19 protein-coding genes are annotated in these 25,174 nt (G+C 61.8%); 13 read left to right on the top strand and 6 right to left on the bottom strand.

The features are described 5' to 3' along the window. Positions 1–117: 117 nt before the first annotated feature. Positions 118–1,443, bottom strand: a complete 1,326-nt coding sequence (locus tag FPT15_RS10540) for an LLM class flavin-dependent oxidoreductase (protein ID WP_145160657.1) — start codon at positions 1,441–1,443, stop codon at positions 118–120. A gap of 23 nt (positions 1,444–1,466) precedes the next feature. Continuing rightward, positions 1,467–2,423: an ABC transporter substrate-binding protein gene (locus FPT15_RS10535; protein WP_145160655.1), complete on the bottom strand. Its 957-nt coding sequence runs from the start codon at positions 2,421–2,423 to the stop codon at positions 1,467–1,469. Positions 2,424–2,740: 317 nt separating this feature from the next. Between FPT15_RS10535 and FPT15_RS10530 the strand changes: the two genes are divergently transcribed. The 4 genes from FPT15_RS10530 (at position 2,741) to FPT15_RS10515 (ending at position 9,588) form a co-directional block, all read left to right on the top strand. Beyond that, positions 2,741–4,348, top strand: coding sequence for an efflux transporter outer membrane subunit (locus FPT15_RS10530; RefSeq protein WP_256676419.1), 1,608 nt, complete (start codon positions 2,741–2,743; stop codon positions 4,346–4,348). 91 nt (positions 4,349–4,439) lie between these two features. After that, positions 4,440–5,552: an efflux RND transporter periplasmic adaptor subunit gene (locus FPT15_RS10525; protein WP_178119686.1), complete on the top strand. Its 1,113-nt coding sequence runs from the start codon at positions 4,440–4,442 to the stop codon at positions 5,550–5,552. A gap of 9 nt (positions 5,553–5,561) precedes the next feature. Beyond that, positions 5,562–8,627 carry an efflux RND transporter permease subunit gene (locus FPT15_RS10520; RefSeq protein ID WP_145160651.1) on the top strand — a complete coding sequence of 1,022 codons (3,066 nt, stop codon included), beginning with the start codon at positions 5,562–5,564 and terminating at the stop codon, positions 8,625–8,627. A 22-nt stretch (positions 8,628–8,649) separates the two neighbouring features. Further along, positions 8,650–9,588, top strand: a complete 939-nt coding sequence (locus FPT15_RS10515; protein ID WP_145160649.1) for a LysR family transcriptional regulator — start codon at positions 8,650–8,652, stop codon at positions 9,586–9,588. Between the two features lie 117 nt (positions 9,589–9,705). Here the strand turns inward: FPT15_RS10515 and FPT15_RS10510 are convergent, their stop codons facing one another. Further along, positions 9,706–10,647 carry a cupin gene (locus FPT15_RS10510; protein ID WP_145160647.1) on the bottom strand — a complete coding sequence of 314 codons (942 nt, stop codon included), beginning with the start codon at positions 10,645–10,647 and terminating at the stop codon, positions 9,706–9,708. Positions 10,648–10,926: 279 nt separating this feature from the next. Between FPT15_RS10510 and FPT15_RS10505 the strand changes: the two genes are divergently transcribed. Beyond that, complete coding sequence (locus tag FPT15_RS10505) at positions 10,927–11,796, top strand: oxaloacetate decarboxylase (RefSeq protein WP_145160645.1); 870 nt, start codon at positions 10,927–10,929, stop codon at positions 11,794–11,796. 45 nt (positions 11,797–11,841) lie between these two features. On the opposite strand, the gene FPT15_RS10500 is transcribed toward FPT15_RS10505, so the two are convergent. Beyond that, positions 11,842–14,460 (bottom strand): hypothetical protein, encoded by a 2,619-nt coding sequence (locus tag FPT15_RS10500; protein WP_145160642.1) that lies wholly within the window; start codon positions 14,458–14,460, stop codon positions 11,842–11,844. A gap of 464 nt (positions 14,461–14,924) precedes the next feature. On the opposite strand from FPT15_RS10500, the gene FPT15_RS10495 reads away from it, so the two are divergent. Beyond that, complete coding sequence (locus FPT15_RS10495) at positions 14,925–16,247, top strand: OprD family porin (protein WP_145160640.1); 1,323 nt, start codon at positions 14,925–14,927, stop codon at positions 16,245–16,247. Here FPT15_RS10495 and FPT15_RS10490 read toward each other — a convergent pair. Beyond that, positions 16,234–16,725: a helix-turn-helix domain-containing protein gene (locus tag FPT15_RS10490; protein ID WP_145160638.1), complete on the bottom strand. Its 492-nt coding sequence runs from the start codon at positions 16,723–16,725 to the stop codon at positions 16,234–16,236. The genes FPT15_RS10495 and FPT15_RS10490 overlap by 14 nt on opposite strands. A 107-nt stretch (positions 16,726–16,832) precedes the next feature. On the opposite strand from FPT15_RS10490, the gene fabF reads away from it, so the two are divergent. The 3 genes from fabF (at position 16,833) to FPT15_RS10475 (ending at position 21,117) form a co-directional block, all read left to right on the top strand. Then, complete coding sequence (gene fabF, locus FPT15_RS10485) at positions 16,833–18,101, top strand: beta-ketoacyl-ACP synthase II (protein WP_145160636.1); 1,269 nt, start codon at positions 16,833–16,835, stop codon at positions 18,099–18,101. Positions 18,102–18,172: 71 nt separating this feature from the next. Beyond that, a complete protein-coding gene (locus tag FPT15_RS10480; protein ID WP_145160633.1) occupies positions 18,173–18,553 on the top strand; it encodes a RidA family protein in 381 nt (126 codons plus the stop codon). A 584-nt stretch (positions 18,554–19,137) separates the two neighbouring features. Next, positions 19,138–21,117 carry a U32 family peptidase gene (locus FPT15_RS10475; RefSeq protein ID WP_145160631.1) on the top strand — a complete coding sequence of 660 codons (1,980 nt, stop codon included), beginning with the start codon at positions 19,138–19,140 and terminating at the stop codon, positions 21,115–21,117. Here the strand turns inward: FPT15_RS10475 and FPT15_RS10470 are convergent. Next, positions 21,095–22,000, bottom strand: coding sequence for a DMT family transporter (locus FPT15_RS10470; RefSeq protein WP_145160629.1), 906 nt, complete (start codon positions 21,998–22,000; stop codon positions 21,095–21,097). The genes FPT15_RS10475 and FPT15_RS10470 overlap by 23 nt on opposite strands. A 108-nt stretch (positions 22,001–22,108) precedes the next feature. Between FPT15_RS10470 and FPT15_RS10465 the strand changes: the two genes are divergently transcribed. The 4 genes from FPT15_RS10465 to FPT15_RS10450 all read left to right on the top strand — a co-directional run bounded on the left by FPT15_RS10465 (position 22,109) and on the right by FPT15_RS10450 (position 25,092). After that, complete coding sequence (locus FPT15_RS10465) at positions 22,109–22,552, top strand: Lrp/AsnC family transcriptional regulator (RefSeq protein ID WP_145160627.1); 444 nt, start codon at positions 22,109–22,111, stop codon at positions 22,550–22,552. Positions 22,553–22,650: 98 nt separating this feature from the next. Then, on the top strand, positions 22,651–23,520 hold the full coding sequence (locus FPT15_RS10460) for an NmrA family NAD(P)-binding protein (RefSeq protein WP_145160625.1): 870 nt from the start codon (positions 22,651–22,653) through the stop codon (positions 23,518–23,520). Next, positions 23,520–24,317 carry an aldo/keto reductase gene (locus tag FPT15_RS10455; protein ID WP_145160623.1) on the top strand — a complete coding sequence of 266 codons (798 nt, stop codon included), beginning with the start codon at positions 23,520–23,522 and terminating at the stop codon, positions 24,315–24,317. The genes FPT15_RS10460 and FPT15_RS10455 overlap by 1 nt, the downstream gene beginning before the upstream one ends. Before the next feature lie 316 nt (positions 24,318–24,633). Continuing rightward, positions 24,634–25,092 carry a transposase gene (locus FPT15_RS10450; RefSeq protein WP_145161222.1) on the top strand — a complete coding sequence of 153 codons (459 nt, stop codon included), beginning with the start codon at positions 24,634–24,636 and terminating at the stop codon, positions 25,090–25,092. Positions 25,093–25,174 lie beyond the last annotated feature (82 nt).

The raw sequence follows: 25,174 nt of genomic DNA, 5'->3' as shown, positions 1-25,174 counted from the left end.
GATGCCCTCTGGGAAGGGGCTTGCCCGCGAAATCGACGTGTCAGTCAGCATCAATGCTGGCTTGGCCGGCGCCTTCGCGAGCAGGCCGGCTCCCACCTTTGCTCCCAGCCAGGGCAGCTAACCGTGGTGCTTGAACCGGGAAATTCCCAGCCCCAAACTCTCCCGCAACGTCGTCCCTTCATACGCCGTGCGATACACCCCACGCGCCTGCAGCAACGGTATGACTTCCTGCGTAAACCGCGCGAACTGCTGCGGATGGCCAATATAGATATTGAACCCATCCACCGCCCGCGCCTGCAGCCACTCCTCCATCTTGCGCGCAACCGTGTCCGCCGTGCCCACAAACGCGCCCGGCCGCAGTTGGCGGCCAAACTCCACTGCCTGGCGCAGCGTGAAACCTTTGTCCCGCGCCTGGTCGGCAATGCGTTTGGCATTGGTGAAAAAGCTGCTGCGCGCAGCTTCCAGGCTCTCCTGTGGAAACGGCGCATCGAGGTCGTACTGGCTGAAATCATGCCAGCCGAAATTACGCCCGAACTCCTTCAGCGCGAGCTCGAAACTGTGATCGGCGTGATGGTAGTGCTGCTCGATTTCACGGGCGTGCTCATCGGTGTCGCCCACATAGATCTCGGCGCCGGGCATGACCAGCAATTGCTCCGGGTCGCGACCGTGTTGCGCCGCCCTGCCCTTTATATCGCGGTAAAACGCCTGTCCCTGCTCGATGCTGGCCGCGTGGGTGAAGATCACGTCCGCCGTGGCGGCGCCCAGGTCGCGACCTTGCTCTGAGTCGCCGGCCTGGAAGATCACCGGCTGGCCCTGCGGCGAGCGTTGGATGTTCAGCGGGCCGACCACCGAAAAGTGCTCGCCCTTGTGGTTCAGGCTGTGCAGTTTGCTGGGGTCGAGAAACTGGCCGGTGGCACGGTCACGCACGAAGGCGTCTTCCTCGTAGGAGTTCCACAGGCCTTGCACCACGTGGACGTGCTCGGCGGCGCGGCTGTAGCGCGTGTCGTAATCGTAATGTTCGTCGCGGCTGTAATTGCCGGCGGTGCCGGCGTCGCCGCTGGTGACCACGTTCCAGCCGGCGCGGCCTTTGCTGATCAGGTCGAGTGAGGCCAGGCGCCGGGCGACGTTATAGGGCGAGTTGTAAGACGTGGTCAGCGTACCGACCAAGCCCAGATGTCGCGTGCTGACGGCCAGCGCAGAGAGCAGCGTCAGCGGTTCCAGGCGGTTCAGGTAGTGGGACGGCGAGCCCGGTGTGATGAATTGGCTGTCGACGATAAACATCAGGTCGAACAGCGCCGCCTCGGCCTGGCGGGCAATGTCGATGTACCAGTCGACGTTGACGCTGGCGTCGGCCGGCAAGTGCGGGTCCAGCCATAGATTGTGGCGGCCCGGACCGCCGCAACCCATGGTCAGGGCGCCGAGTTTGAGCTGTCGTTGGGTCATATCAGAAGAGTTCCTTGAAACGTTCACGGCTGGGTCTGGGCGACGGCGGGTTGCAGCGAGGCCGAGAAGGAATCATCGAACAGGCTGTCTGCGGAGTAAGACTTGACCAGGCCAAGGCTGGCGAAAAAGTCCACGGTCTTTTGCGCTTCGACCGGCGACTGGGCCGTGAGCGGTTCGACCGTGGTGCGCGCACGTGCAAACCAGGCGCGGGCGATGTCGGCGTCGGCGCGGGTGCGCTTGGCCCATGCATCGGCATACGCGTCAGCGTTGGCCGGGCTTTGGCGCGCCCAGTCACGGGCTTTTTTCAGGCGCTGGAGGAAGTCACTGATTTGCGCGCGTTTGGCCTCGACAGCCTTGGCGTTGGCGGCGATAAAGCTCTGGGCCGGGATCAAGCCCTCCGCGGTTGCGAGTACCCGCGCCCCTTGGCGTTCCTGTTGCGTGACGTAGGGTTCCCAGGTGGCGATGACGTCAACCGAGCCACCTTCCAGCGCATGGGAAGCGTCGAGTGCGCTGAGGTAGCGCAGCTCGAGTGAGTCGCGCGGGACGCCGGCGTTGTCCAGCGCGGTGAGCAGCAATTGCTGGCTCCAGGAGCCCTTCCAGAGCGCCGCACGTTTGCCGGCAAGGTCGGTCAGGCTGTGAATCGACGAGTCCTTCCTGACCAGGATGGCCACGCCGTCGAGGTTTTGCCGGCTGACGGCAATCACCTTGATCGGCGCACCCAATGCGCCCAGGAACAGCACCGGCGCGTCCCCCAGCAAGCCAATATCCAGGCTGTTGGCATTCAGCGCTTCGGCGACCGGCGAGCCTGCAGTGAACTGCTTCCACTCAAGCGTGTACGGCAGGTTTTCCAGCACGCCCGCCGCCTCCATCACGGCTTGGGCGTTGTAGCTTTGGTCGCCCACCACCAGCGTTTGCGCGTTCGCGGTCAGGCACAGCAAGGTGGCGGCCAACCCGGCCGCCAGTGTTGTCAGGTAACGCACGTTCGTCTCCAGATGCCTGGTCAGGCATGCAAGTCGATCCGCGCGTGCGGTCTCGGCAGTGTTCGTAGGGGTTCATACGATGCGGTTATAAATACCGCCTGTAAAATACTGATAACGCATAACCTAATTCACAAATAATGCAACTTAGGCATTTTCAGGCCGCACGCGTTGCACCCGCACATTGCACAGTGCCCTACGCCACCTACACTGGTTGAAACCCCGACACCCCGCGGCCTTCTCAAGCCGCCCGGCCGGACGCAACCGCACGCATCGCTCAACCATTACAGCCGTTGGCCAACTGATTAATCCGAGTAAATATGAAAGAGCAGCGTCGCCAGCGTGCACCCGCAGTGGTGCCAATCCGCACCCCGTTTCGACATGCCTGTTTGCTGGCGCAGCTGAGCCTGCTGTGCCTCGCCCTCGCCGGCTGTACCGTGGGGCCCGACTTTGCACGGCCCGATGTACCGGCCAATGCAGGCTTTGCAAAGGACCCACTCACGACCACCGCCCAGGCGGACATTGACGCCGGTGGCGCGGCGCAGCGGCTGATCGCCGGGATGGATATTCCCGGGCAATGGTGGACGCTGTTCCGCTCGCCCTCACTCAATGCGCTGGTCGAAGAAGCCCTGCGCGCCAACCCGGACGTCAGCGCCGCGCAAGCGGCACTGCGCCAGGCCAACGAGCTGGTGTACGCCGACCAGGCGTCACTGTTTCCGTCGGTGAGCGCCAATGTGCAAAAAGCCCGCGAGAAAGTCTCCGGCGTCACCTCGGGCATCCCGGAGTCGCCGATTCTCACAGTGAGTTCGGCGTCGCTGAGCGTTTCCTATGCGCCGGACGTGTTTGGCGGCACGCGCCGGCAAATCGAATCCACCACCGCGCAAGCCGAGTACGAGCGCTTTCAGCTGGAGGCGACTTACCTGACCCTGACCTCCAATGTGGTCAACACCGCGGTCAGCCTGGCGTCGCTGCGTGATCAGGTGGCCGCCACCGAAGAAATCATCACACTGCAGGGCGGTCAACTCGACCTGCTGCAAGCTCAGCGCCGACTGGGCGCCATCGGCGACAGCGATGTACTCACGCAGCAAACCGCACTGGCGCAAACCCGCGCGACCTTGCCGCCACTGCAAAAGCAATTGGCACAGACCCGCAACCAATTGATGGCGTATCTGGGGCGCTTTCCAAACCAGGATCAAGGCGAACGCTTCAATCTGGCCTCGTTGCATCTGCCAGAAGAGCTGCCGGTCAGCCTGCCCTCGGCCATCGTCGGCCAGCGCCCGGATGTGCGTTCGGCGCAGGCGCAACTGCATCAAGCCAGCGCCAACATTGGCGTGGCCGTCGCCAATCAGTTGCCGCAATTCAGCATTACCGGGTCGTTGGGTTCCACGGTGGCAAGCGGCACCAAGCTGTTTTCGGCGGGCAGCGGTGTCTGGAGCCTGGCGGGCTCGATTACCCAGCCGATCTTTGACGCCGGCGCACTCGAACACCGCAAACGTGCGGCCGTGGCCGCTTACGACGAGTCGGCGGCGCGCTATCGCGGTACGGTGATTACCGCATTCCAGGATGTCGCCAACGCGCTGCGGGCGCTGGAGGCGGATGCCGATGCGCTGAATCAGCAGGTCGTGGCCGAACACTCCGCACAAGCCAACCTTAACCTGGTGCAAGCCCAGTTCCGCCTTGGCGCGGTGGCGTACATCAACTTGCTCACGGCCCAGCAAACCTACCAAAACACTGTGCTCGCCCGCGTCAAAGCCCAGGCCGCGCGCTACAGCGACACCACGGCGCTGTTCCAGGCATTGGGTGGCGGCTGGTGGAACCGCACGGATGTGGACCCCGCCACCCAGGGCACGCCGGACCGCTTCGGCCTGCCGTCGTGGCAAGAGATCATGCCGGCTCACAGTAAAGCCGCTCCCGACTTGAATCATTGAAACAGTGAGAACCCCCATGGCTGACGTTCAGACTGCCTCTGCCCTGCCCCCCGAGCCCGGAGTACCGCGCAAGCGTCGCCTGTGGCGACCGATGCTGATCATGATCGTGGTGGTGCTGGTGATTGTCGCGATCATTGCCGGGGTGAAATTCGTGCAGATTTCGGCGCTGATCGCCCAATCCAAAGCGCCCTTGCCTGCCGCCGTGGTGACGGCCCTGCGGGTGCCGTTCAGTGACTGGCAACCGAGCGTCTCCGCCGTGGGCTCGATGAAGGCGGTGCGCGGTGTGGATGTGACCACTGAAGTCGGCGGCATCGTGCGCACCCTGGGCTTCACGCCCGGGCAAGAGGTGGCGGCCCAGGCGCTGCTGGTGCAGTTGAACGCCGACTCGGACATCGCCCAATTGCATTCCCTGGAGGCGACTGCGGACCTGGCCGGTATCGTGCTCAAGCGCGACAAGGCGCAACTGGCGGTCAACGCCATTTCCCAAGCCCAGGTGGACACCGACACCGCCGACCTCAAGGCCAAACTCGCGGCTGCCGAACAACAGCGCGCGCTGGTGGCGAAAAAGACCATTCGCGCCCCCTTTGCCGGGCGCATCGGCATCACCAGCGTCAACCCCGGCCAATACCTCAACCCCGGCGACAAGATCGCCACGTTGCAGACCTTTGATCCCATCTATATCGATTTCTCGGTGCCGCAGACCCAACTGGAGGCCATTGCCATCGGCCAAGTGGTTTCGGTGACGGCTGACGGCCTGTCAAAGCAGACCTTCACCGGCCGGATCAGCACCATCGACACCCAGTTCGACTCAACCACGCGCAACGTCACCGTCGAGGCGACCGTTGAGAACCCCAAGCAAAGCCTGGTGCCCGGCATGTTCGCCCGTGCGGTAGTCAACTCGGGGACCACCCAGCGCTACCTCACCGTGCCGCAGACGTCAGTGACCTACAACCCTTACGGCACCACGGTGTTCATCGCCACGTCGAGCAAAAACGACAAGGGCGATGAAGTACTCACCGCGCAACAAACCTTCATCAAGACCGGGCCGACCCGCGGCGATCAGGTCGCGATCCTGTCGGGCGTGAAGGAAGGCGATCTGTTGATCACCAGCGGCCAGATGAAGCTCAAGAATGGCTCGCCGGTGAAGGTCGATAGCAGTGCCGCGCCGCTGAACGACCCGGCGCCCACGCCCCAAGAACAGTAAAGGTGTCCCATGAAGCTTACCGATACCTTTATTCAGCGACCGGTGTGGGCAGTGGTGGTTTCGCTGTTCATTCTGATCCTGGGCCTGCGCTCGATCTTCGAGTTGCCGGTGAACCAATGGCCGCGCACCGAAAACACGGTGGTCACCATTACCACCGCCTACTACGGCGCGGATGCGTCCACGGTCGCCGGTTTTATCACCCAGCCGCTGGAGTCGGCCATCGCCCAAGCCCAGGGCATCGACTATTTGTCCTCGACCAGCATCACCGGTGTCTCCACCATTACCGCGACGTTGCGGCTGAACTACGACGCCAGCAAGGCCCTCACCGAGATCAATACCCAGGTCAATTCGGTGAAGAACCAACTGCCGGCGCAGTCCCAGGAACCGGTACTCACCATTGCCGTCGGGCAGACCACCGATGCCATGTACCTGGGGTTCTACAGCGACACGCTGCCCACCAACAACATCACCGATTACCTGGTGCGGGTGGTCAAGCCCAAACTGGATTCGATCCAGGGCGTGCAGACCGCAGAGATTCTCGGCGGGCGCCAATTCGCCCTGCGCGCCTGGCTGGACCCGGACAAGCTGGCCGCGCATAACGTCACGGCGCAGGACGTTTCCACGGCCCTGGCCAACAACAACTACTTGTCTGCCGTGGGCTCGACGCGCGGGCAAACGGTAACGGTCGACCTCACGGCCGGCACCGATCTGCACACGGTGGATGAATTCAAACGACTGGTGATCAAGCAGAAAGGCGACGCCTTGGTGTATCTGGAGGACGTGGCCACCGTCACCCTTGGCGCCGAAAGCTACGACAGCAGCGTGGCGTTTTCCGGCAAGCGCTCGGTGTTCATCGGCATCAAGGCGGCGCCGACCGCCAATATCCTGACCGTCGCCGACAGCGTGCGTGAGGCCTTCCCCGAGCTGCAATCGCAACTGCCCACTGGCGTGCGCGGCGAGATCGTGTACGACTCAACCGAGTTCATCAATACCTCGATTTACGAGGTGGTGAAGACCCTGGTCGAAGCGATGATCATTGTCTCGGTGGTCATCTACCTGTTCCTCGGCTCGTTCCGCGCGGTGATCGTGCCGTTGGTGGCGATCCCGCTGTCGCTGGTCGGGACCTTCTTCATCATGTACCTGCTGGGGTACTCGATTAACCTGCTGACCCTGCTCGCGCTGGTTCTGGCGATTGGCCTGGTGGTGGACGACGCGATCATCGTGGTGGAAAACGTCGACCGGCATATCAAGGAAGAAGGCAAAGGCGTGCTGGAGGCCGCGCTGATCGCGGCGCGGGAACTGGGTGGCCCGATCGTCGCGATGACCGTGGTGTTGATCGCCGCTTACGTGCCCATCGGCCTGCGCAGCGGGCTCACTGGTGCGCTGTTCAAGGAGTTCTGTTTCTCGCTGGCGGGCGCCGTGACCGTGTCGGCCGTGGTGGCGTTGACCCTCTCGCCAATGATGACGTCCAAGCTGTTCAAGTCCGGGCAGGAAGAAGGTCGTTTTGCGCGTAAGCTCGACCAGTATTTTGACTGGCTGCGCGGGCGTTACCACCGTGTGTTGTCTGGCGGGCTGAACATCTGGCCGGTGCTGGTGACCTTTGGGTTTGTGCTGTTCCTGCTGGTGGCCGCCAGTGGCATGACCGCCAAAAGTGAACTGTCGCCCACCGAAGACCAGGGGCTGGTGTTCATGCAGATCAAAGGCCCGCCGACGGCCTCGCCCCAGCAGATGGAGCGTATTGCCGACCAGGCCTTCCAGATCGCCAGTAAAGAGACGGAATACGCGCAGATGTTCCAGCTGACCGGGCTGCCCATCCTCAATCAAGGCCTGGGCGGCGTGCTGCTGAAAACCTGGGGCGACCGCACGCGCTCCCAGGCCCAGCTGATACTCGACCTGCAGCAAAAGTGGAATCAGGTGCCGGGCGCCACCATCGCGGCCTTTCCGCTGCCGTCGCTGCCGGGCGCCCAGGGTTTGCCGGTGCAATTTGTGATCACCACCACCGACTCCGTGGAAAACCTCAATGAGGTCGCGCAGGCCGTGATGGCCGAGGCGCAGAAACAGCAGTTGTTCTGGTTTGCCGACATGGACTTGAAACTCGACAAGCCGCAAGCCCGGCTGGTGGTGGACCGGGAGAAGATCGCCGCATTGGGCCTGACTCAGGCCGACGTCGGCGCGGCGCTGTCGGCGGCGTTGGGCGGTAACTACGTGAACTACTTCTCGACCGCCGGCCGCTCCTACAAAGTCATTCCCCAAGTGCTGCAGGTCAACCGCCTGAACCCGGAGCAGATTCTCGATTACTACATTCGTACCCCGTCTGGCGCGATGATCCAGGCACGCACCGTCGCGCATATCGAGACCTCGACACAGCCCGAATCGATCAACCACTTCCAGCAACTCAACTCGGCCACCCTGTCAGGCGTCAGCGGCGTGGCCCAAGGTGAGCTGCTGGGCAAACTCAACACGATCCTGACCAACGTGGCGCCCTCGGGTTACACCTCGGACTTTGCCGGCGAGTCGCGCCAATTTATGCAGGAGTCTGGTGGGTTCTTTGGTTTGCTGATGTTCTCGATTCTGATCGTCTACCTCGCCCTGGCCTTCCAGTTTGAGAGCTTTCGCGACCCGGTGGTGATCCTGTTCTCGGTGCCGCCTGCACTGTTTGGCGCACTGGCCTTCATCACCATGGGCTACGCGTCGATCAACGTGTACACCCAAGTGGGCCTGGTGACGCTGCTGGGGTTGATCACCAAGCACGGGATCCTGATCGTGCAGTTCGCCAACGAACTGCAGCGCGCAGGTCACAGCAAGCGCGAAGCCATAGAAGAGGCCGCCGGCGTGCGTCTGCGCCCGATCCTGATGACCACGGCCGCGATGGTGCTGGGCGTGGTGCCGCTGGTGTGGGCCTCCGGCGCCGGTGCTGCGGGGCGGCACGACATGGGGCTGGTGATCTTCGCCGGGTTGTCGATTGGTACGCTGCTGACGTTGTTCATGGTGCCGGCGATGTATATGTTTATTGGGGAAACGCACCATCAGCAAACACCGCAGACACTCCCAGGCTCAGACTTGAGGACAACATAAACCCAAGCCCGGCAGGTCACACTTGGATTATTTCACCGCGCTGACCGCCTTCGTCGAAGCCGCCGAAGGCAACAACTTCTCGCGCGCCGCCGAGCGGCTCGGTATCAAGGCGTCAACCGTTTCTCGCTACGTGAAGGACCTTGAACAGGACCTGGGCATCGCCCTGTTCAACCGCTCGACGCGCACGCTGCACCTGACCGAGGGCGGCCAGACGTTTCTGCTGCATGCGCGCAGAGTGCTGGATGAGCTTGAACAGGCCAAGGCGGCGACGTCGGCGCTGAACCAGGAGCCTCGTGGGCTGCTCAAGCTCAACTTGCCGCCAGCGTTTGCCCGTCACCATATCCTGCCGCTGTTGAATACATTTGTGGCTCGCTACCCGCAGATCAAGCTGGAACTGGTATTGGATAACGCCCAAGTCAACCTGATTCATACCGGCGTCGACCTGGCGATTCGCATTGGCGCGCTGGCTGATTCCACGCTCAAGGCGCGCAAGATCTGCGCGGGCAACTACCTGCTGGTGGCCAGCCCGGGCTTTTGCGCTGCGCACCCTGCCCCTTCAACGCCGGCAGAGCTGGCCCGCCTGCCGGCGGTACTGAGTCAGCATGATTTTGCGTTTGCATCCGCTGATGAAGTCGTGCCGCTGGTACCTCACGACTGTGTCCGTATCAACGACCTGGATGCGCAGCTGATCGCGGCGCGCCAGGGTCTGGGATTTGCCCTGTTACCCGACTGGTTGGTGGCGACCAGTATCGAAGCGGGCGCGTTACAGGTGTGGCTGCCAGAATGGAACATCCTCGGTGCCGAGCAGGCATTTTCTGTGTGGTTCGTCTATCCACCCAAGAAGATCGTGTCGTCGAAGGTCAGGTGCTTTATCGACTTCATCGTTGAGCAGTTGGGCGACACACCTGATTGGAAGCGCCAGAGCTGTCCGTGCCCAGCCGACCTAAAGGGTGGCTGTTAAACTCGGTCACATTGTGGGAGCGGGCTTGCTCGCGAATGCGGTCGTTCAGTTAAAAATGAGCTTGCTGACACAGCGCGTTCGCGAGCAAGCCCGCTCCCACATTAGGGTCTCATCACATCAGCTAAAGCGAATATCCAGCGCGCGCAAGTACGTTTGCAACCCGGCGTCCTGGATAGGGATCAGGAATGCTTCCTGATCGGACTCATTGAAGTGCGCGTGCCAGTACCCCGGCGGTGTGACAAACGCCAACCCCGGCGACCAGTCAACGCGTACCGGGTTGCGAATCTGCCCGTCGGCGTCCAGTTCGGTGCCTACCAGCGAGTAGCAGCCCGTGGGGCAGTCGATGATGAAGTCCAGTGCAATCGACTGGTGCCGGTGCGGCTTCTGGATCGAGCCGGGCGGCAGGATGCCGTACATGGCCCACAGCACATGCGTGACGGTTCGGGTCTGTGGAAAGTTGCGGTTACCCAGCAGAATGCTGATACGGCTGCGGTCCTGGGCACGCGGATCATCGGCGGCTTCACGCAGCTTCAGGTTGGCCAGTGCGGCCGGATACAGCGTCGGCGCGAAACGGTCGGTGCTGCGCGTAACCCCCAGGTAGCGCAACAGCGGCTCATCGTGCACGTAGTACAGGCGCGCATCCTGCGAGGCGCGGAACCGGGCTGGCAGCAAGCCTGGCAGCGCGATAAAACAACCGGCCGACCATTCGATCTGGTGTTCGCCCTGAACGACGCTGCCCTCTCCGGTGATCACATAAAACACTTGAGAGGTGGCATTGGGGTGCAGCTCCAAGGTGTCGTCGGCGTTCAGGCGGATGAAGTTGGCACACAGCCCAGGCCCGGTTGCCGGGCCCTCACAGCCCAGCGCAGCGCTGAGGTCCAGCGCGACCACCCGCGACGGGCCACTGTCATACAACGAGGCCGGGAAGCTGTGGTAAGGAATTCGGGTAATCAGATTGGCGCTGATCGGGTTGGCTGCCTTGCTGTATTCAAAATACTCGGCATCCACTTGTTCGCGTGGGGCATCAACGCTCAGGTCGGGCTTGAATTCGCTGTTCATGGTTCACCTCAGTCTTGGGCTGGTTTGAAACAACTATAGGCATTGCGCCCACCGCGATTAAGCACTCGGTTGGCACAGCAGTTGTGCAAGATGGGGCGGCTATGCTCCTGGATGGTGCGAAAGGCCTGTCCATCGCCAAAGCGTGAACCGATGATCCATGTGTCAGGCATCTGTCTCATGCTCAAACGTCATAATCCCCCGTTCGTCTGCGTGGTAATCTGGCGCCACCATGAATAGACATTGATCGTCACTTGACGATGACCAGAGCCAGGAAAGAACATGCCAAAGATTTCTCACTCAGCACTGCGCCGCAACTTCCGTGAACTGCTTGCCAAACAAATCTGCGTTGAAACCGCCTCCGTCTTTGACCCCATGTCTGCGCGCATCGCTGCCGACCTGGGTTTCGAAGTCGGTATCCTCGGCGGTTCGGTCGCATCGTTGCAGGTCCTCGCGGCACCCGATTTTGCGTTGATCACACTGAGTGAGTTCGTCGAACAGGCCACCCGCATTGGCCGTGTGGCCCAACTGCCGTTCATCGCCGACGCCGACCACGGTTACGGCAATGCCCTGAACGTGATGCGCACCGTCGAAGAGCTCGAGCGCGCCGGGGTTGCGGCACTTACGATTGAGGACACGCTGTTGCCCGCGCAGTTCGGGCGCAAATCCACCGACCTGATTTCGGTTGAGGAAGGCATCGGCAAGGTCAAGGCCGCCCTTGAAGCGCGGGTCGATCCAGAGCTGTCGATCGTCGCCCGTACCAACGCTGGCGTGTTGCCGACCGAAGACGTCATCGCCCGCACCAAAGCTTATGAAAAAGCTGGCGCCGACGTCATCTGCATGGTGGGCGTCAAAGACTTCGACCACCTTGAGAAGATCGCAGAAAACCTCAGCGTGCCGTTGATGCTGGTGACTTACGGCAACCCGCAGCTCAATGACAGCGAACGCCTGGCCGCGCTGGGTGTGCGCATTGTGGTGGCCGGCCACGGCGCCTACTTTGCATCGATCAAGGCGACTTACGACAGCCTGCGTGCGCAACGCAAGTTGACCAGCAGCACCTCGAACCTCAGCGCGACTGAACTGACGCATACCTACACGCTGCCGGAAAGCTACGTGGCGTGGGCGGAAGAATTCATGGACGTGAAAGAGTAAGCCTCAGTCAATCGGCGGCCAGTTCCGACTGGCCGCCGACTTCGGTCAGTAATTGGCGTTGGGATTACCCACGTCCACGTAGCCATTTTTGGGCGCAATGATCACATCCAATGGCGGCGGCGTAACGCCGAAGTCATCGAGCTGATCCTTGAGCCCGGTGTACCACTCTTCCTGCTGTTTCTTGCGCGCATTGTCGGCCTTGATGTCGGCAATGATCGCGTAGATCAAGCCACCGACCGCCGCGATGCCGCCCACGGCACCCGCCAGGGCGCCGGCCGCGCCGCCAATCACGCCGGCCGCTTCTGCAACCCCGGCTGCCACCGTGGTTATGCGCGGCACCACATAGGTGGCGACCTCCACCATGCCGGCCACGGCCGACAGGCCATTAAGCCCCGCGAAGGTGCCCTGGAAGCCGGCGCCGACCTTGTCGCCGCTCTGGGCCGAGTTTTTCGCGGAAATGGCCCCGGTGACCAAGCCCAGTACGTTACCCGCCACGCCGCCCAGGCTCTTGCCGACGTTTTCCACGTCTTTGACGTACTTGGGCGCGTCGAACTTGTACGTGCCCTGCTGGGTGCGATCGAACTGGTCCTGGACAAACTTGGCGCCACCTTCCAGGAACAGTCCGGCCGCCTGAAACGACTGCCCCACTGTCTGCGCGGTGCTGCCGCCCTTGCCGCTGGCGATGCGCGTACCGATGGCGCCCGCCAACAACACGCCCGACACGCCGTGCATCACCCCGGCCTTGTACGTCGCGCTGACTCCGGCCGGCAGCTTGCCGCCCCAGGTGCTTTGGACTTTTTTGATCGCATCGTCGAACTTCGCGCCGCCGCGCATGGCATCGTCCACCGCCCGAATACCACTGATGATATCGGCGGTTTTCGGTGGGGCCTCACCCGGTGGCGTGAATGCAGCGATGTTGTCGTTGATCACTTGCTCAAGGCGCGGGTCATTGGCGCCGGTAACGCCCAGGCCGCGGTAGAAGTCGTCAATCGACTGGCCTTTAAGCAGGTCTTCGCGCCCCAGCTTGGCGGCGACGTCGTTGAAGCTCGAACTGCCCGCCTGCACGGTCTTGTCGTCAAGTACCGCGTCAAAGATTGCCTTGTTCACACCGGACTGAATCACCGCCTTGTCTGCCGGCACACCACTGGCGATCAGGTCGTTGATCTGCTTGCCGGAGGTGATGTCTGCGTACTCGGCGTTGACCTTGTCCTTGATGGCTTGCGGGGCGTTTTCCAGGGCTTTCTTGTAGTCAGGCTGTTTGCCCAGGGCCTGGGCGTAGAAGTCCGGGTACTTGATAAAACTCGACAGCGCATCGGTGGTGCTGGCGCCCTTGGCGGCAAACGCGCTCTGCAGCGCGTCGCAACTGGATGAAGCGTCCAGGCGCCGCTCCATCTCGGCTTTCAAGGCTGGGTCGGCGGCGACCATTTTCTGCAACTGTTCGGTGCCCTGGGTGTTGAGGAACTGCTGCACGTCCGGGTCTTTGCTGAGCGTGTCGATGCGCCCTTGCACATCCTTGATAAAGTCTTCGCGTTGCTGGCCCGGTGACGGGCCGTCGCCTGACCACTCATTGGCCGCATCCGGCCCCTGGTGCGCAAACGCATCGGCACCCGCCTTGTAGTTGGCCAGGCCCGTGGACAGCTGGATGATCGCTGCAGTCTTGTCCGCACCGCTGGCGCTGCTGTTGCCCGTGGCGAAATAGTCAGCGCCCACCTTGGAGGCGTCACCACCGGCCGCCTTCACGGCGTCTTCGGTGGCCTTGGCATTCAAGTCCTTGATCTGGTCATCCGCGCTGTTGCCGTCCAGGCCCTTGAGGTTGTCGTAGCCGTATTTGCCGAAGTCCTGCAGGCGCCCCGCTTCCGTGCCGTGGCGCGCTTCGCCATCCTTGGTGAAGCCGTCGATGCGGCCATTGCCCAGGTTGCCGCCTTCGATGTGCTTGCCGGTCTCGTCGTAGTTCTCGACATAGTTGAGCACCTGCGCGGCACGCCAGGCCGCATCGGCGTCGTGTTCAAAGTCGCCGACACGCTCGCGCAGAGCGTCCTTGACCCCGCTCTGGTTGCCGAGGTTTTTCAGCAACGGGTTGTCTTCGATGATTTGCTCGGCACCGCGGTTGTCGCCCATCGGCCGGCCTTCACCCGGCAAGGGCAGATGGTTGGACGGCGCATCGCCCTTGGGCGGCGTGCTGGGTGGGCTCTGCGGTAGCTCGCCTTTAAGGGTCTCCCAGCCGTACTTGCCGAAATCCTGCAGGCGCCCGGCTTCGGTGCCGTGACGGGCGTCACCGCCTTTGGTAAAGCCGTCAACCTTGCCGTTGCCGGCTTCATTGAGTTCTGGCCGCTTGACGGTGGGCTTGCCGTTTTCGTCGAGTTTTTCGATGTGCTCCAGCACCCGGCTCGCGCGGTAAGCGGCGTCTGGATCGTGCTCAAAGTCGCCGACGCGTTCACGCAATTTGTCTTTCACGCCGCTCTGGTTGCCGAGATTCTTGAGCAGCGGGTTGTCGTCGATGATCTGCTGCGCAGTGCGAAAGTCACCTTGGGGCCGCTTTGTATCGGGGCCGAGGCGGTTGTCGTCGGGCTGATTGTTTAGCGCTTTCGACACCGCTTTATTCCAGTTGGGGTTGTCGCCCGCGTTGGGGGTGCTATCAACCTGACGAAGCTGATTGACTTGCATGGCCTGTCTCCTGATCTGGCGTGGGAGAAAGGATTATTAAAGGGCAAGTGCAACAGTCTTGTTACATGGGCGAAATTGAATCAAGCGCAATCATATAGCCACCACTGAACGGCGGTGGCGTACATGAACTTTTATATAACTAAGCATTAAAAAATCCGCCGCAGAGCCTGCGGCGGCAAACCAAAGGTTTTTGTCGAAGCAGAGCGGCTAAGACCCTATCAACGCTACACCCGCTGGTGATTAAAAGACGTGAAGTTTAATTAATCGAGTTTAATCCGCCACACCGCTGCAAGCCGCGAAAAATATGATAAAAATCGGCTTCGGCAACCCTGTCGAACACAATAAAAACCGTCACTACGCTCACCTGAAAACATCTGCCCATAACACTGTATGCGCCATAAAAATTGCGATGTTTCTGCGCGCGCGTTACTTATTCCGGGGAAGTAAATACCATGATCAAACCCATGATTAGACAATGCAGCCTGCTCACACTGGCAGTGTGCGCGAGTGTCAGCCAAGTGGCCTTTGCCGAGTCTGTCAGCGACCAGGCCGATTCCAAGGGTTTTATTGACGGCAGCAGCATCACGGGCCTGTTGCGCAACTATTATTTCGACCGCGATCGCCAAAGTGGCAAGGCAGACAACCGCGACTGGACCCAAGGCGCAATGCTCAACTACGCCTCGGGCTTTACCCAAGGCACCATTGGTTTTGGCGTAGACGCCTACGCCTATGGCGCGATGAAGCTCGACGCCACCCACGCGGATGCCGGCACCGGTGACCTGCCGACCGACCGCCATGGCGACCCGGAAAACGGCTATGGCTCCGTCGGCGCCGCGGTGAAAATCAAGGTGTCCAAGACCCAACTGAAGTTCGGTGACATGCAACCCACGGCGCCGGTCTTTGCCACCGGCGGCACGCGGATTCTGCCGCAGACCGCCACCGGGTTTGACCTGACCAGCAGCGAAATCGCCGGGCTGGACCTGGAAGCCGGGCACTTCACCAGCACCAACAGCGGCATGACCAGCAACCATGACCACGATATCTATGCCACCTACGCCAACGTCGCGGCCAACAGTGCGAGTTTCGTCGGCGGCAAATACACCTTCACGCCCTCGCTGAGTGCAACCGTGTACGCCGGTGAACTGGAAGATATCTGGCGCCAGTACTACACCAACCTCAACTACGTGTTGCCGTTGGGCCATGACCAGTCGCTGGCGCTGGACGGCAACCTGTACCGCACCCTCGACACCGGCAGCGCCAAGGCCGGGGCCATCAACAACACCACGTATTCGGTGGCGGCGGCCTACTCGTTCCTGGCGGCCCACACGCTGACGCTGTCGTTCCAGAAGGTGCACGGCGACACGCCGTTCGACTACATCGGCACCGGCAACAACGGCGCGGGTGAAGGCGGCGATTCAGTGTTCCTGGCCAACTCGATTCAGTGGGGCGACTTCAACGGCCCGGGCGAGCAGTCCTGGGGCGTGCGTTATGACCTGAACATGGCCAGCTACGGCGTGCCAGGCTTGAGCTTCATGACCCGCTACGTCAACGGCTCCGACATCAACGGCACGCACACGCCGGCCAACAGCGCCTACGTCGGCGACTACGGTGCCGACGGCGACCATCACGAGACGGATGTGGAGGCCAAATACGTGCTGCAAAGCGGCCCGGCGAAAAACCTGTCGCTGCGCGTGCGCGATGCGATGGTTTCGTCAAACGCGGATCAGCGCGACGGCAAATTGAACGAGCTGCGGGTGATCGTCGACTACCCGTTCACTCTGCTGTAACCACCCCAGGCTCCAGCCGTTGGCGCATGCCTGCGCTGGCGGCTGGACCGGCCTGCACCACGCACGCATCCAACGGCACGAGTGTGCCTTCGGCCGTTGCCATCATCGGTTGCACCGGCTTGCCCGTCTCGCGCTCCACCACCTCGACACTGGTGCCCTCTTCGGCATAATGCCGATTGCCCCACGCCACCAGTGCCATCAGCACCATGCGCAAATCCTCGCCCTTGGCCGTCGGCACGTATTCATACCGTGGCGGCCGCTCGCTGTAGGCGCGGCGCTCAAGCATCCCGGCGTCCACCAGGCCATTCAAGCGGCGCGTCAACATGTTCGGCGCGATGCCCAGGCTGCGTGAAAACTCATCGAAGCGACGCAGGCCATGCAATGCATCGCGCATGATCAACATGCTCCACCACTCCCCTATCCGTTCAAGGCTGCGGGCGATCGGGCATTCGTCGCTGACAAGAGACTTGCGTTGCATAAGGGTTCCCAGGTGCCGGTACAAAGTTGTGTGACGCCATGTTACTTTCATCATGATAGTGACGTCCATAGGGTCTGTACCCTCAACGCAACCGGAGTCGATTGATCATGAGTAAACGTATCGTCGTGACAGGCATGGGCGCACTGACGCCGCTGGGCGCCAGCGTGGAATCCACCTGGCAACGCCTGTTGAACGGGCAGTCGGGCATACGCCGTCTGCCTGAAGCATTGATCGGTGACCTCGCCATCAGCATCGGTGGCCAAGTGCAAAGCGTGTTGCAAGACCCTGAGGCCGGGTTTGACCCTGATCGGCTGCTGGCCGCCAAGGAACAGCGCAAGATGGACCGCTTTATCCTGTTCGCCCTGGCGGCGGCCGATGAAGCCTTGAAGCAAGCCGGCTGGGCGCCTCAAACGCCGCAGGCACAGGAACGCACGGCGACCATCATTGCCTCTGGTGTGGGTGGCTTTCCGGCGATTGCCGATGCCGTGCGCACCACCGACAGCAAAGGCCCGCGACGTTTGTCTCCCTTCACCATTCCCTCGTTCCTGAGCAACATGGCGGCCGGGCATGTGTCGATCAACTACGGCTTGAAAGGCCCGCTGGGCGCGCCGGTGACGGCCTGCGCAGCCGGTGTGCAAGCGATTGGGGACGCAGCACGGATGATTCGTGCCGGGGAAATCGATGTGGCGGTGTGTGGCGGTGCGGAAGCGGCAATTCACCGGGTCAGCCTGGCCGGGTTTGCAGCGGCGCGGGCGTTATCCAGCGACTTCAATGACACGCCAGAACGGGCTTCGCGGCCCTTCGATCAGGCACGTGACGGCTTCGTGATGGGCGAAGGTGCCGGCATCCTGGTCATCGAAGAACTGGAGCATGCCCTGGCACGCGGCGCGCAGCCCATCGCCGAACTGGTGGGTTATGGCACCAGTGCCGATGCCTACCACATGACGGCCGGGCCGGAAGACGGTGATGGCGCGCGGCGGGCGATGACCCAGGCACTGCGTCAGGCAGGCATTGAGGCGGCCCAGGTCCAGTACTTGAACGCCCATGCAACCTCGACGCCGGTGGGTGACAAAGGCGAACTGGCCGCCATCAAGACCGTGTTCGGCGCCCATGGCGGCCCGGCCATCAGCTCAACCAAGTCTGCCACCGGCCACTTACTGGGCGCCGCAGGCGGCATCGAAGCGATCTTCAGCGTGCTTGCCCTGCGCGACCAGGTCGCCCCGGTGACGCTGAACCTGGATAACCCGGACGCGCTGGCCGACGGCCTGGACATGGTGCGCGGTGAAGCGCGGCACATGCCGATTGAATATGCGCTGTCCAACGGCTTCGGCTTCGGTGGCGTGAATGCCAGCGTGCTGTTCCGCCGCTGGGCATAACCCTCGGTTTGCCCCTGCTGTGATTTTCGGGGACCATGTGCGCCTTCTGTTATAGCCAACCAGAGGCGCCCATGGCCAACCACGACCTGAGCTACACCCCCGATCCGGATGCCGACTCGATTTCCTCCGACGTCGTCGGCTTCAACGGCATCCTGGTCTCCACCCAGATCCCGACCCGCGCCGATGGCAGCCTCGAACTCGGCGACATCACCCTGCAAAGCGAATGCACCCTGCAAGCGCTGAAAGTCGCGCTGGAAAAAGCCGGCAGTTCCATGGACCGGGTGATGCACCTGACCATCTACCTCACCGACATGGCTGATCGCGCCGCTTTCAATGAAGTCTACAAACGCTTTTTCGCCAAACCGTGGCCGGTTCGCGCTGCAGTAGGCGTGGCCGCATTGGCCGTTGAAGGCATGCGCGTGGAAGTCACCGCGATGGCGGCCAAGGCCTGAGTTATCGCTGGCAATACACATCATGGATTGGCGCGATAGCGTCAGATAGACCGAGGTGCCCGCATCGCAGGCAAGCCAGCTCCCACAGAAAAGCAAAAGCAGTGCGGTGGTGGCGGCTGAACGCGGTCAACTTGTGGGAGCGGGCTTGCTCGCGAAGGCGGTGCATCAGTCAACTCATGTTTAGCTGACCCACCGCATTCGCGGGCAAGCCCGCTCCCACATTTGGATCTCTGTGCATCAGATAGAAGTGTGTTGCTGTGCTTTTGCTTCTACCACTCAGGCCGCCGTGCTGTGCTTTTGATTTTGATCTGACAGGCCCCGTCAACCACGCTGGCCGAACCTAGGCGAGGCACCGAGTGGTGGGGCAAAGACCTTTTGGTTACTTTTGGCTGGGCCGGCGTTCCGGGCGTTTGCCAAAAGTGACCCGCTGTAAGAGCGGAACCACCAGTGGCCGTTACCGCAGCAACGGATATGCCCCCAATCTACCTCCCCCCATTCGCCCAAGCAGCCCTGCGGTAGGTGCCCACCCAGCATTTCACAGCTACAATGCTCGCCTCAACCGTGACAAGCCTGACTAAAAAACTATGTCCTTGCCCAAGCATCACCTGGAATTGCTCAGCCCGGCCCGCGATGTCGCCATCGCGCGCGAGGCTATCTTGCATGGCGCCGACGCCATCTACATTGGTGGACCAAGCTTCGGCGCGCGCCATAACGCGTGTAACGAGGTGAGCGACATCGCTCAACTGGTCGAATTCGCCCGCCGTTACCACGCCCGCGTGTTCACCACCATCAACACCATCCTGCACGACAACGAACTGGAACCCGCGCGCAAGCTGATCCATCAGCTGTACGACGCCGGTGTCGATGCGTTGATCGTGCAAGACCTGGGCGTGATGGAGCTGGATATTCCGCCCATCGAGCTGCACGCCAGCACCCAGACCGACATCCGCACCCTGGGCCGCGCCAAGTTTCTCGACCAGGCCGGTTTCTCGCAGCTGGTGTTGGCCCGCGAGCTGAACCTGCAGGAAATCCGCGCGATCGCCGATGAAACCGATGCCGCCATTGAGTTCTTCATCCACGGCGCCCTGTGCGTGGCGTTCTCCGGGCAATGCAATATCTCCCACGCGCAGAATGGCCGCAGCGCCAACCGTGGCGATTGCTCCCAGGCCTGCCGCCTGCCGTACACCTTGAAAGATGACCAGGGCCGCGTGGTGGCCTTTGAAAAACACCTGCTGTCGATGAAAGACAACAACCAGAGCGCCAACATCCGCGCGCTGGTCGAAGCCGGTGTGCGTTCGTTCAAGATCGAAGGCCGCTACAAGGACATGGGTTATGTGAAAAACATCACCGCCTATTACCGCCAACGCCTCGACGACGTCCTCGAAGACCGCCCTGACCTGGCGCGCGCTTCCAGCGGCCGTACTGCGCATTTCTTCCTGCCCGACCCGGAAAAAACCTTCCACCGGGGCAGCACCGACTACTTCGTCACCGACCGCAAGATCGACATCGGCGCCTTCGACACGCCCACCTTCACCGGCCTGCCGGTGGGTGTGGTGGAAAAAGCCGGCAAGCGCGACTTGCAGGTAGTCACCCATGAGCCGTTGTCCAACGGCGACGGCCTCAATGTGCTGATCAAGCGCGAAGTCGTGGGTTTTCGCGCCAACATCGCCGAACCCAAAGGCGAGTTCGAAGAAGACGGCGAGAAACGCTACCGCTACCGCGTCGAGCCCAATGAAATGCCGGCCGGCCTGCATCAGTTGCGCCCCAACCATCCGCTGAACCGCAACCTCGACCACAACTGGCAGCAAGCCTTGCTCAAGACCTCGGCCGAACGCCGTATTGGCCTGCAGTGGGTCGCGCGCCTGCGTGAAGACCAGTTGGACGTGACCGCGACCAGCGAAGAAGGCATCAGCGCCAGCGTCACCCTGCCCGGCCCGTTCGGCGTGGCCAACAAGCCGGAACAGGCGCTCGACACCCTGCGCGACCTGCTTGGCCAACTCGGCACCACCGAGTACCACGCCACGCACATCGAACTGGATGCGCCGCAGGCATTCTTCATCCCCAACTCACAGCTCAAGGCCCTGCGCCGTGAAGTGATCGAGGCGCTGAGCGCCGCCCGCGTTGCCGCTCACCCACGAGGTGGACGCAAGGCTGAGACGTCGCCGCCGCCGGTGTACCCGGAAGCGCATTTGTCGTTCCTGGCCAACGTCTACAACCAGAAAGCCCGGGACTTCTACCACCGTCACGGCGTGAAGCTGATCGACGCCGCCTTCGAAGCCCACGAAGAAACCGGCGAAGTGCCGGTGATGATCACCAAGCACTGCCTGCGGTTCTCGTTCAACCTGTGCCCTAAACAGGCCAAGGGCGTGACGGGTGTGAAGACCAAAGTGGCGCCGATGCAGCTGATCCACGGTGATGAAGTGCTGACCCTGAAGTTCGACTGCAAACCGTGCGAGATGCACGTGGTGGGCAAGATCAAGGGCCACATCCTTGGCTTGCCACAGCCGGGCAGCGGCGTGGGCCACTTCAACCCGGAAAACATCATCTTTCAGGGCACGCACTGACCCTTGGGGAGCGGGGCCACCACCAGCCCCGCTGCAACCCCGCTGCCGCCAGCAGAATCGCAACAACCCCCAGCCATTGCAGCCAACCCAGGCGATGCCCGAAGGCGATCCAATCGACAAAGATCGCCGCAATCGGGTAGATGAACGACAGCGCGCCGGTAATCGCGGTCGGCAGTTTCTGGATCGCCCCGTACAGCAACACATACATCAAACCGGTGTGCACCATGCCCAGCGTGACCAGCGCAGCCCAGGCCTGGGTCGCGGCAGGCAAGCTGTGCCAAGGCACTAACGGCGCCAGCAACAGTGCGCCGGTAATCACCTGGATCAACGCCATCAAGTGGGGTGGAACGTCCTTCAAGCGCTTGATGATCAAGGCGGCAATCGCATACAAAAACGCTGCGCCCAACGCCAGAGCAATACCGGTCAGATAATCCCCGCCAGCGCTTTGCTGTTCGCCATGGGCGGTGACAATCGCCAGCATGCCGAGGAACGCCACGCTCAACCATGCGAGCTTCTGCACGGTGATCTTCTCACCCAGAAACAGCGCCGCCAGCATCACCAACATGAACGGCTGCACGTTGTACACCGCGGTGCTGATGGCAATCGACGCACGTGAATAGGATTCGAACAACAGCAACCAGTTGCCGACGATGGCCACACCGCTGAGCATCGCCAGGCTGAGCTTGGCCCAAGTCAGCAGGTCTCGGCGCAAATAGCCCAACCACGCGCACACCAGCAATAGTGTCAGCGCGCCAATCAGGCAGCGCCAGAACACCACTTCGATCACCGACACGCCAGACACCAGCACAAACCAGCCGATGGTGCCCGAAATCAGCATGGCGGCGACCATTTCCCACGACCCGCGACGAATAGATGTGTCCACGATGGCGCTCCTCAAGTGAGGCTCAATTATGGCAATCTGCTGATCGGCGCCTCCAGCGACTAAAGTAGGCAAAAACCTTCAATTACCTTTTTAAATTAGGCAGGCAGCATGATTGACTCTATCGACCAGCAACTGATCGCCGCCTTGATGGACGACTCGCGCCTGTCGCTCAAGGCGTTGGCAGGTATTACCGGGCTGTCTTCGCCCAGCGTGGGCGAACGTCTGCGCCGTTTGGAGGAGCGCGGGGTGCTGACCCATTACACCGTCGACATCGACCCCAAACACTTCGGCTATTTGCTGCAAGCCATCGTGCGTATCCGCCCATTGCCCGGCAAATTGCAGGAGGTGGAGCGCCAGATCCAGGCGATTCCCGAGTTCACCGAGTGCGACAAAGTCACCGGTGAGGACTGCTTTATCGCGCGCCTGCATGTGCGCACCATGGACCAGCTCGACACCCTGCTCGACCGGCTTAACGCCTATGCCGAAACCAACACCGCCATCGTCAAGAAAACCCCAGTCAAACGGCGTTTGCCGCCACTGGCCGATTCGTGATTTTGCGTCACTAACGCAGTGACGTAATCGCTATTCTGTCATCGCCGGCTGAACTTTATGCTGGGCTCCACACATTGGAACCCACAGGAGTAAAGCGCATGTACGTAATCACTGGCATCACAGGCAAAGTCGGCGGCGCCCTGGCGCATAACCTCCTCAAGGCAGGCCTGCCGGTTCGCGCCGTCATTCGCGACGCCGGCAAAGCGGCCTATTGGGCCGACCAGGGCTGCGAAATCGCGTTTGCCGCGATGGAAGATGCACAGGCGCTGACCGAAGCGTTCAAGGGCGCGACCGCTGTGTTCATCCTGCCGCCACCGGGCTTCGATCCGCTGCCTGGGTTTCCCGAAGCGCGTGCCGTGATAGCGGCTGTCAGCCAGGCCCTCAAGGCCGCCGCGCCACAAAAAGTCTTGTGCCTGTCGACCATCGGCGCGCAAGCCAAGGAGCTCAACCTGCTGACCCAGCGCACGCTGATGGAGCAGGCGTTGAGCGCCCTGGACATCCCCGTAACCTTCCTGCGCCCAGGCTGGTTCATGGAAAACGCCGCCTATGACGTCAGCAGTGCGCGTGACACCGGCGTGATCCACAGCTTCCTGCAACCGCTCGACAAACGCGTACCAATGGTTGCCACGGCCGACATCGGCACACTTGCCGCGCAACTGTTGCAGCAAGACTGGGCCGGCCATCGCGTAGTTGAACTGGAAAGCCAGTGGGTCAGCCCGAACGACATCGCCCAGACCCTGGCGCAAGTGCTCGGCCGTGACGTGCGCGCCGAGGTGGTTGAGCGCGATACCTGGGAACCGTTGCTGCGCGCCCAAGGCGCACACAACCCACTGCCGCGCATGCGCATGGTCGATGGCTTCAACGAAGGCTGGATCTGTTTCGAGCACGATCAGGTGCTCAAGGGCACAACTTCCCTGCTCACGGTGTTGCGCGAGCTGGCAGATAAAACCGCGGAGGCGAATGCCTGATGAACCTGCCTGAATTGGGTTTCGGTACCTTCCGTATGCCCGGCGATGACTGCCGGGCAGTGGTCGAAAGTGCCCTGGCGCTGGGTTACCGGCATATCGACACCGCCGCCCTGTACGACAACGAAGCCGCTGTTGGCCAGGCGATCAAACACTCGGGCATCCCCCGCGACGAGGTGTTCCTGACCACCAAGGTGTGGCATGACCAGTTGGCGCCGGCCGCGCTGCAAAAAGCCTTTGAGCTGAGCCTCGGCAAGCTGGCGGTGGACTACGTCGATCTGTTCATGGTGCATTGGCCGGCTGCCGACATGGACCTGCCCGGCGTGATGAACGCTTTGTTGGCCCTGCGCGACAGTGGCCGCGTGAAGCACATCGGTGTGTGCAACTTCAACATGCCGATGCTGCGCGAGACGATCGATGTGCTGGGTACGCCGATTGCCGCGGTACAGGTGGAATACCACCCGTTCCTCGACCAGAGCCGCCTGCTCAACTACCTGCGCGGCAAACGCATCCCGATGGTTGCGTATGCACCGTTGGCACAGGGTCGCGCGGCCACTGACCCGGTATTGACACAGATCGGCGCCAAGCACGGCGCCAGCGCAGCGCAAGTCGCCCTGGCCTGGTTACGCCAACAAGGCGTGGCGGCGATTCCCAAAGCCCAGCGCCCGCAAAGCCAGCAAGCCAACCTCGATTCGCTGCACGTCACACTCGATGAGCAGGATATGCAAGCCATCGCGCGCCTGCCCAAAGACCAACGCTTTGTGCAGCCGCCGTTTGCACCGCAATGGGATGCGCTGTAAGCCGATGGACTGTTGTCGTCAGTGGGCTTTCTGTGGCGAGCGGTCTGGTTGTGGCGAGCGGGCTTGCCCCGCGTTGGGGCGCGAAGCGGCCCTGAAACCTGCCGACTCAATTAATCTGGAAAAGCGCGGTGACTGGTTTGGGGCTGCTGCGCAGCCCAACGCGGGGCAAGCCCGCTCGCCACAACAGCCCCGCTTGCCACAACCAGCCCGCTTGCCACAAAAGGCCCGCAAGAAATATGGGGACATGGAAGTCAACGCGGGTGTTCCGGCTGCGCTGCTAGCGTCACAGCTTCTTATCCATGCAAGGAGCAACGGATTGTCTCGTCAGCCCAACTCTCACCGGTTACGCCGCGGTCGCTACTCAGAATCAGGGCGTGCTTATTTGGTTACCGTCGTGGTGCATCAGCGCCAACCCTTGTTCAACAGTTTTGAGCTGGGACGATTATTGGTAGCAGAATTCAAACGAACCCACGACGCGGGCCAGGTCAACTCACTGGCGTGGGTGATCATGCCGGATCACTTTCATTGGTTGTTCGACCTGCATAACTCGACCCTGCCCGATGTGATGCGCCAGACCAAGTCGCGCAGTACGCTGAGTATCAATCGAGCCCGAGGCAGCCGGGAAAGATTTTGGCAGCGCGGCTATCACGACCATGCTGTTCGGGCCGAGGAAGACGTAAGGAAAATAGCCCGCTACGTGATCGCCAATCCTCTACGAGCCGGGCTGGTCGAGCACATTGGCGATTATCCGTTGTGGGACGCGGCGTGGTTGTGACACTGCAGATTCGCTTGGCAAGCGGGCTTTCTGTGGTGGACGGGATTCCTGTGGCGAGCGGGCTTGTTGTGGCGAGCGGGCT

Source organism: Pseudomonas sp. RGB, from assembly GCF_007713445.1.
GTDB lineage: Bacteria > Pseudomonadota > Gammaproteobacteria > Pseudomonadales > Pseudomonadaceae > Aquipseudomonas.
The sequence above is the reverse complement of the archived record's forward strand: the minus strand, read 5'-3'. Positions and strand labels throughout refer to the sequence as shown.

Excerpts from the sequence above, each read along its gene's own strand:
- FPT15_RS10525 (WP_178119686.1), top strand. The coding sequence starts at position 4,440 with ATGCTGATCATGATCGTGGTGGTGCTGGTGATTGTCGCGATCATTGCC.
- FPT15_RS10540 (WP_145160657.1), bottom strand. The coding sequence starts at position 1,443 with ATGACCCAACGACAGCTCAAACTCGGCGCCCTGACCATGGGTTGCGGC.
- fabF (WP_145160636.1), top strand. The coding sequence starts at position 16,833 with ATGAGTAAACGTATCGTCGTGACAGGCATGGGCGCACTGACGCCGCTG.
- FPT15_RS10480 (WP_145160633.1), top strand. The coding sequence starts at position 18,173 with ATGGCCAACCACGACCTGAGCTACACCCCCGATCCGGATGCCGACTCG.
- FPT15_RS10460 (WP_145160625.1), top strand. The coding sequence starts at position 22,651 with ATGTACGTAATCACTGGCATCACAGGCAAAGTCGGCGGCGCCCTGGCG.
- FPT15_RS10465 (WP_145160627.1), top strand. The coding sequence starts at position 22,109 with ATGATTGACTCTATCGACCAGCAACTGATCGCCGCCTTGATGGACGAC.
- FPT15_RS10475 (WP_145160631.1), top strand. The coding sequence starts at position 19,138 with ATGTCCTTGCCCAAGCATCACCTGGAATTGCTCAGCCCGGCCCGCGAT.
- FPT15_RS10500 (WP_145160642.1), bottom strand. The coding sequence starts at position 14,460 with ATGCAAGTCAATCAGCTTCGTCAGGTTGATAGCACCCCCAACGCGGGC.
- FPT15_RS10505 (WP_145160645.1), top strand. The coding sequence starts at position 10,927 with ATGCCAAAGATTTCTCACTCAGCACTGCGCCGCAACTTCCGTGAACTG.
- FPT15_RS10530 (WP_256676419.1), top strand. The coding sequence starts at position 2,741 with ATGAAAGAGCAGCGTCGCCAGCGTGCACCCGCAGTGGTGCCAATCCGC.
- FPT15_RS10495 (WP_145160640.1), top strand. The coding sequence starts at position 14,925 with ATGATTAGACAATGCAGCCTGCTCACACTGGCAGTGTGCGCGAGTGTC.
- FPT15_RS10510 (WP_145160647.1), bottom strand. The coding sequence starts at position 10,647 with ATGAACAGCGAATTCAAGCCCGACCTGAGCGTTGATGCCCCACGCGAA.
- FPT15_RS10490 (WP_145160638.1), bottom strand. The coding sequence starts at position 16,725 with ATGCAACGCAAGTCTCTTGTCAGCGACGAATGCCCGATCGCCCGCAGC.
- FPT15_RS10455 (WP_145160623.1), top strand. The coding sequence starts at position 23,520 with ATGAACCTGCCTGAATTGGGTTTCGGTACCTTCCGTATGCCCGGCGAT.
- FPT15_RS10520 (WP_145160651.1), top strand. The coding sequence starts at position 5,562 with ATGAAGCTTACCGATACCTTTATTCAGCGACCGGTGTGGGCAGTGGTG.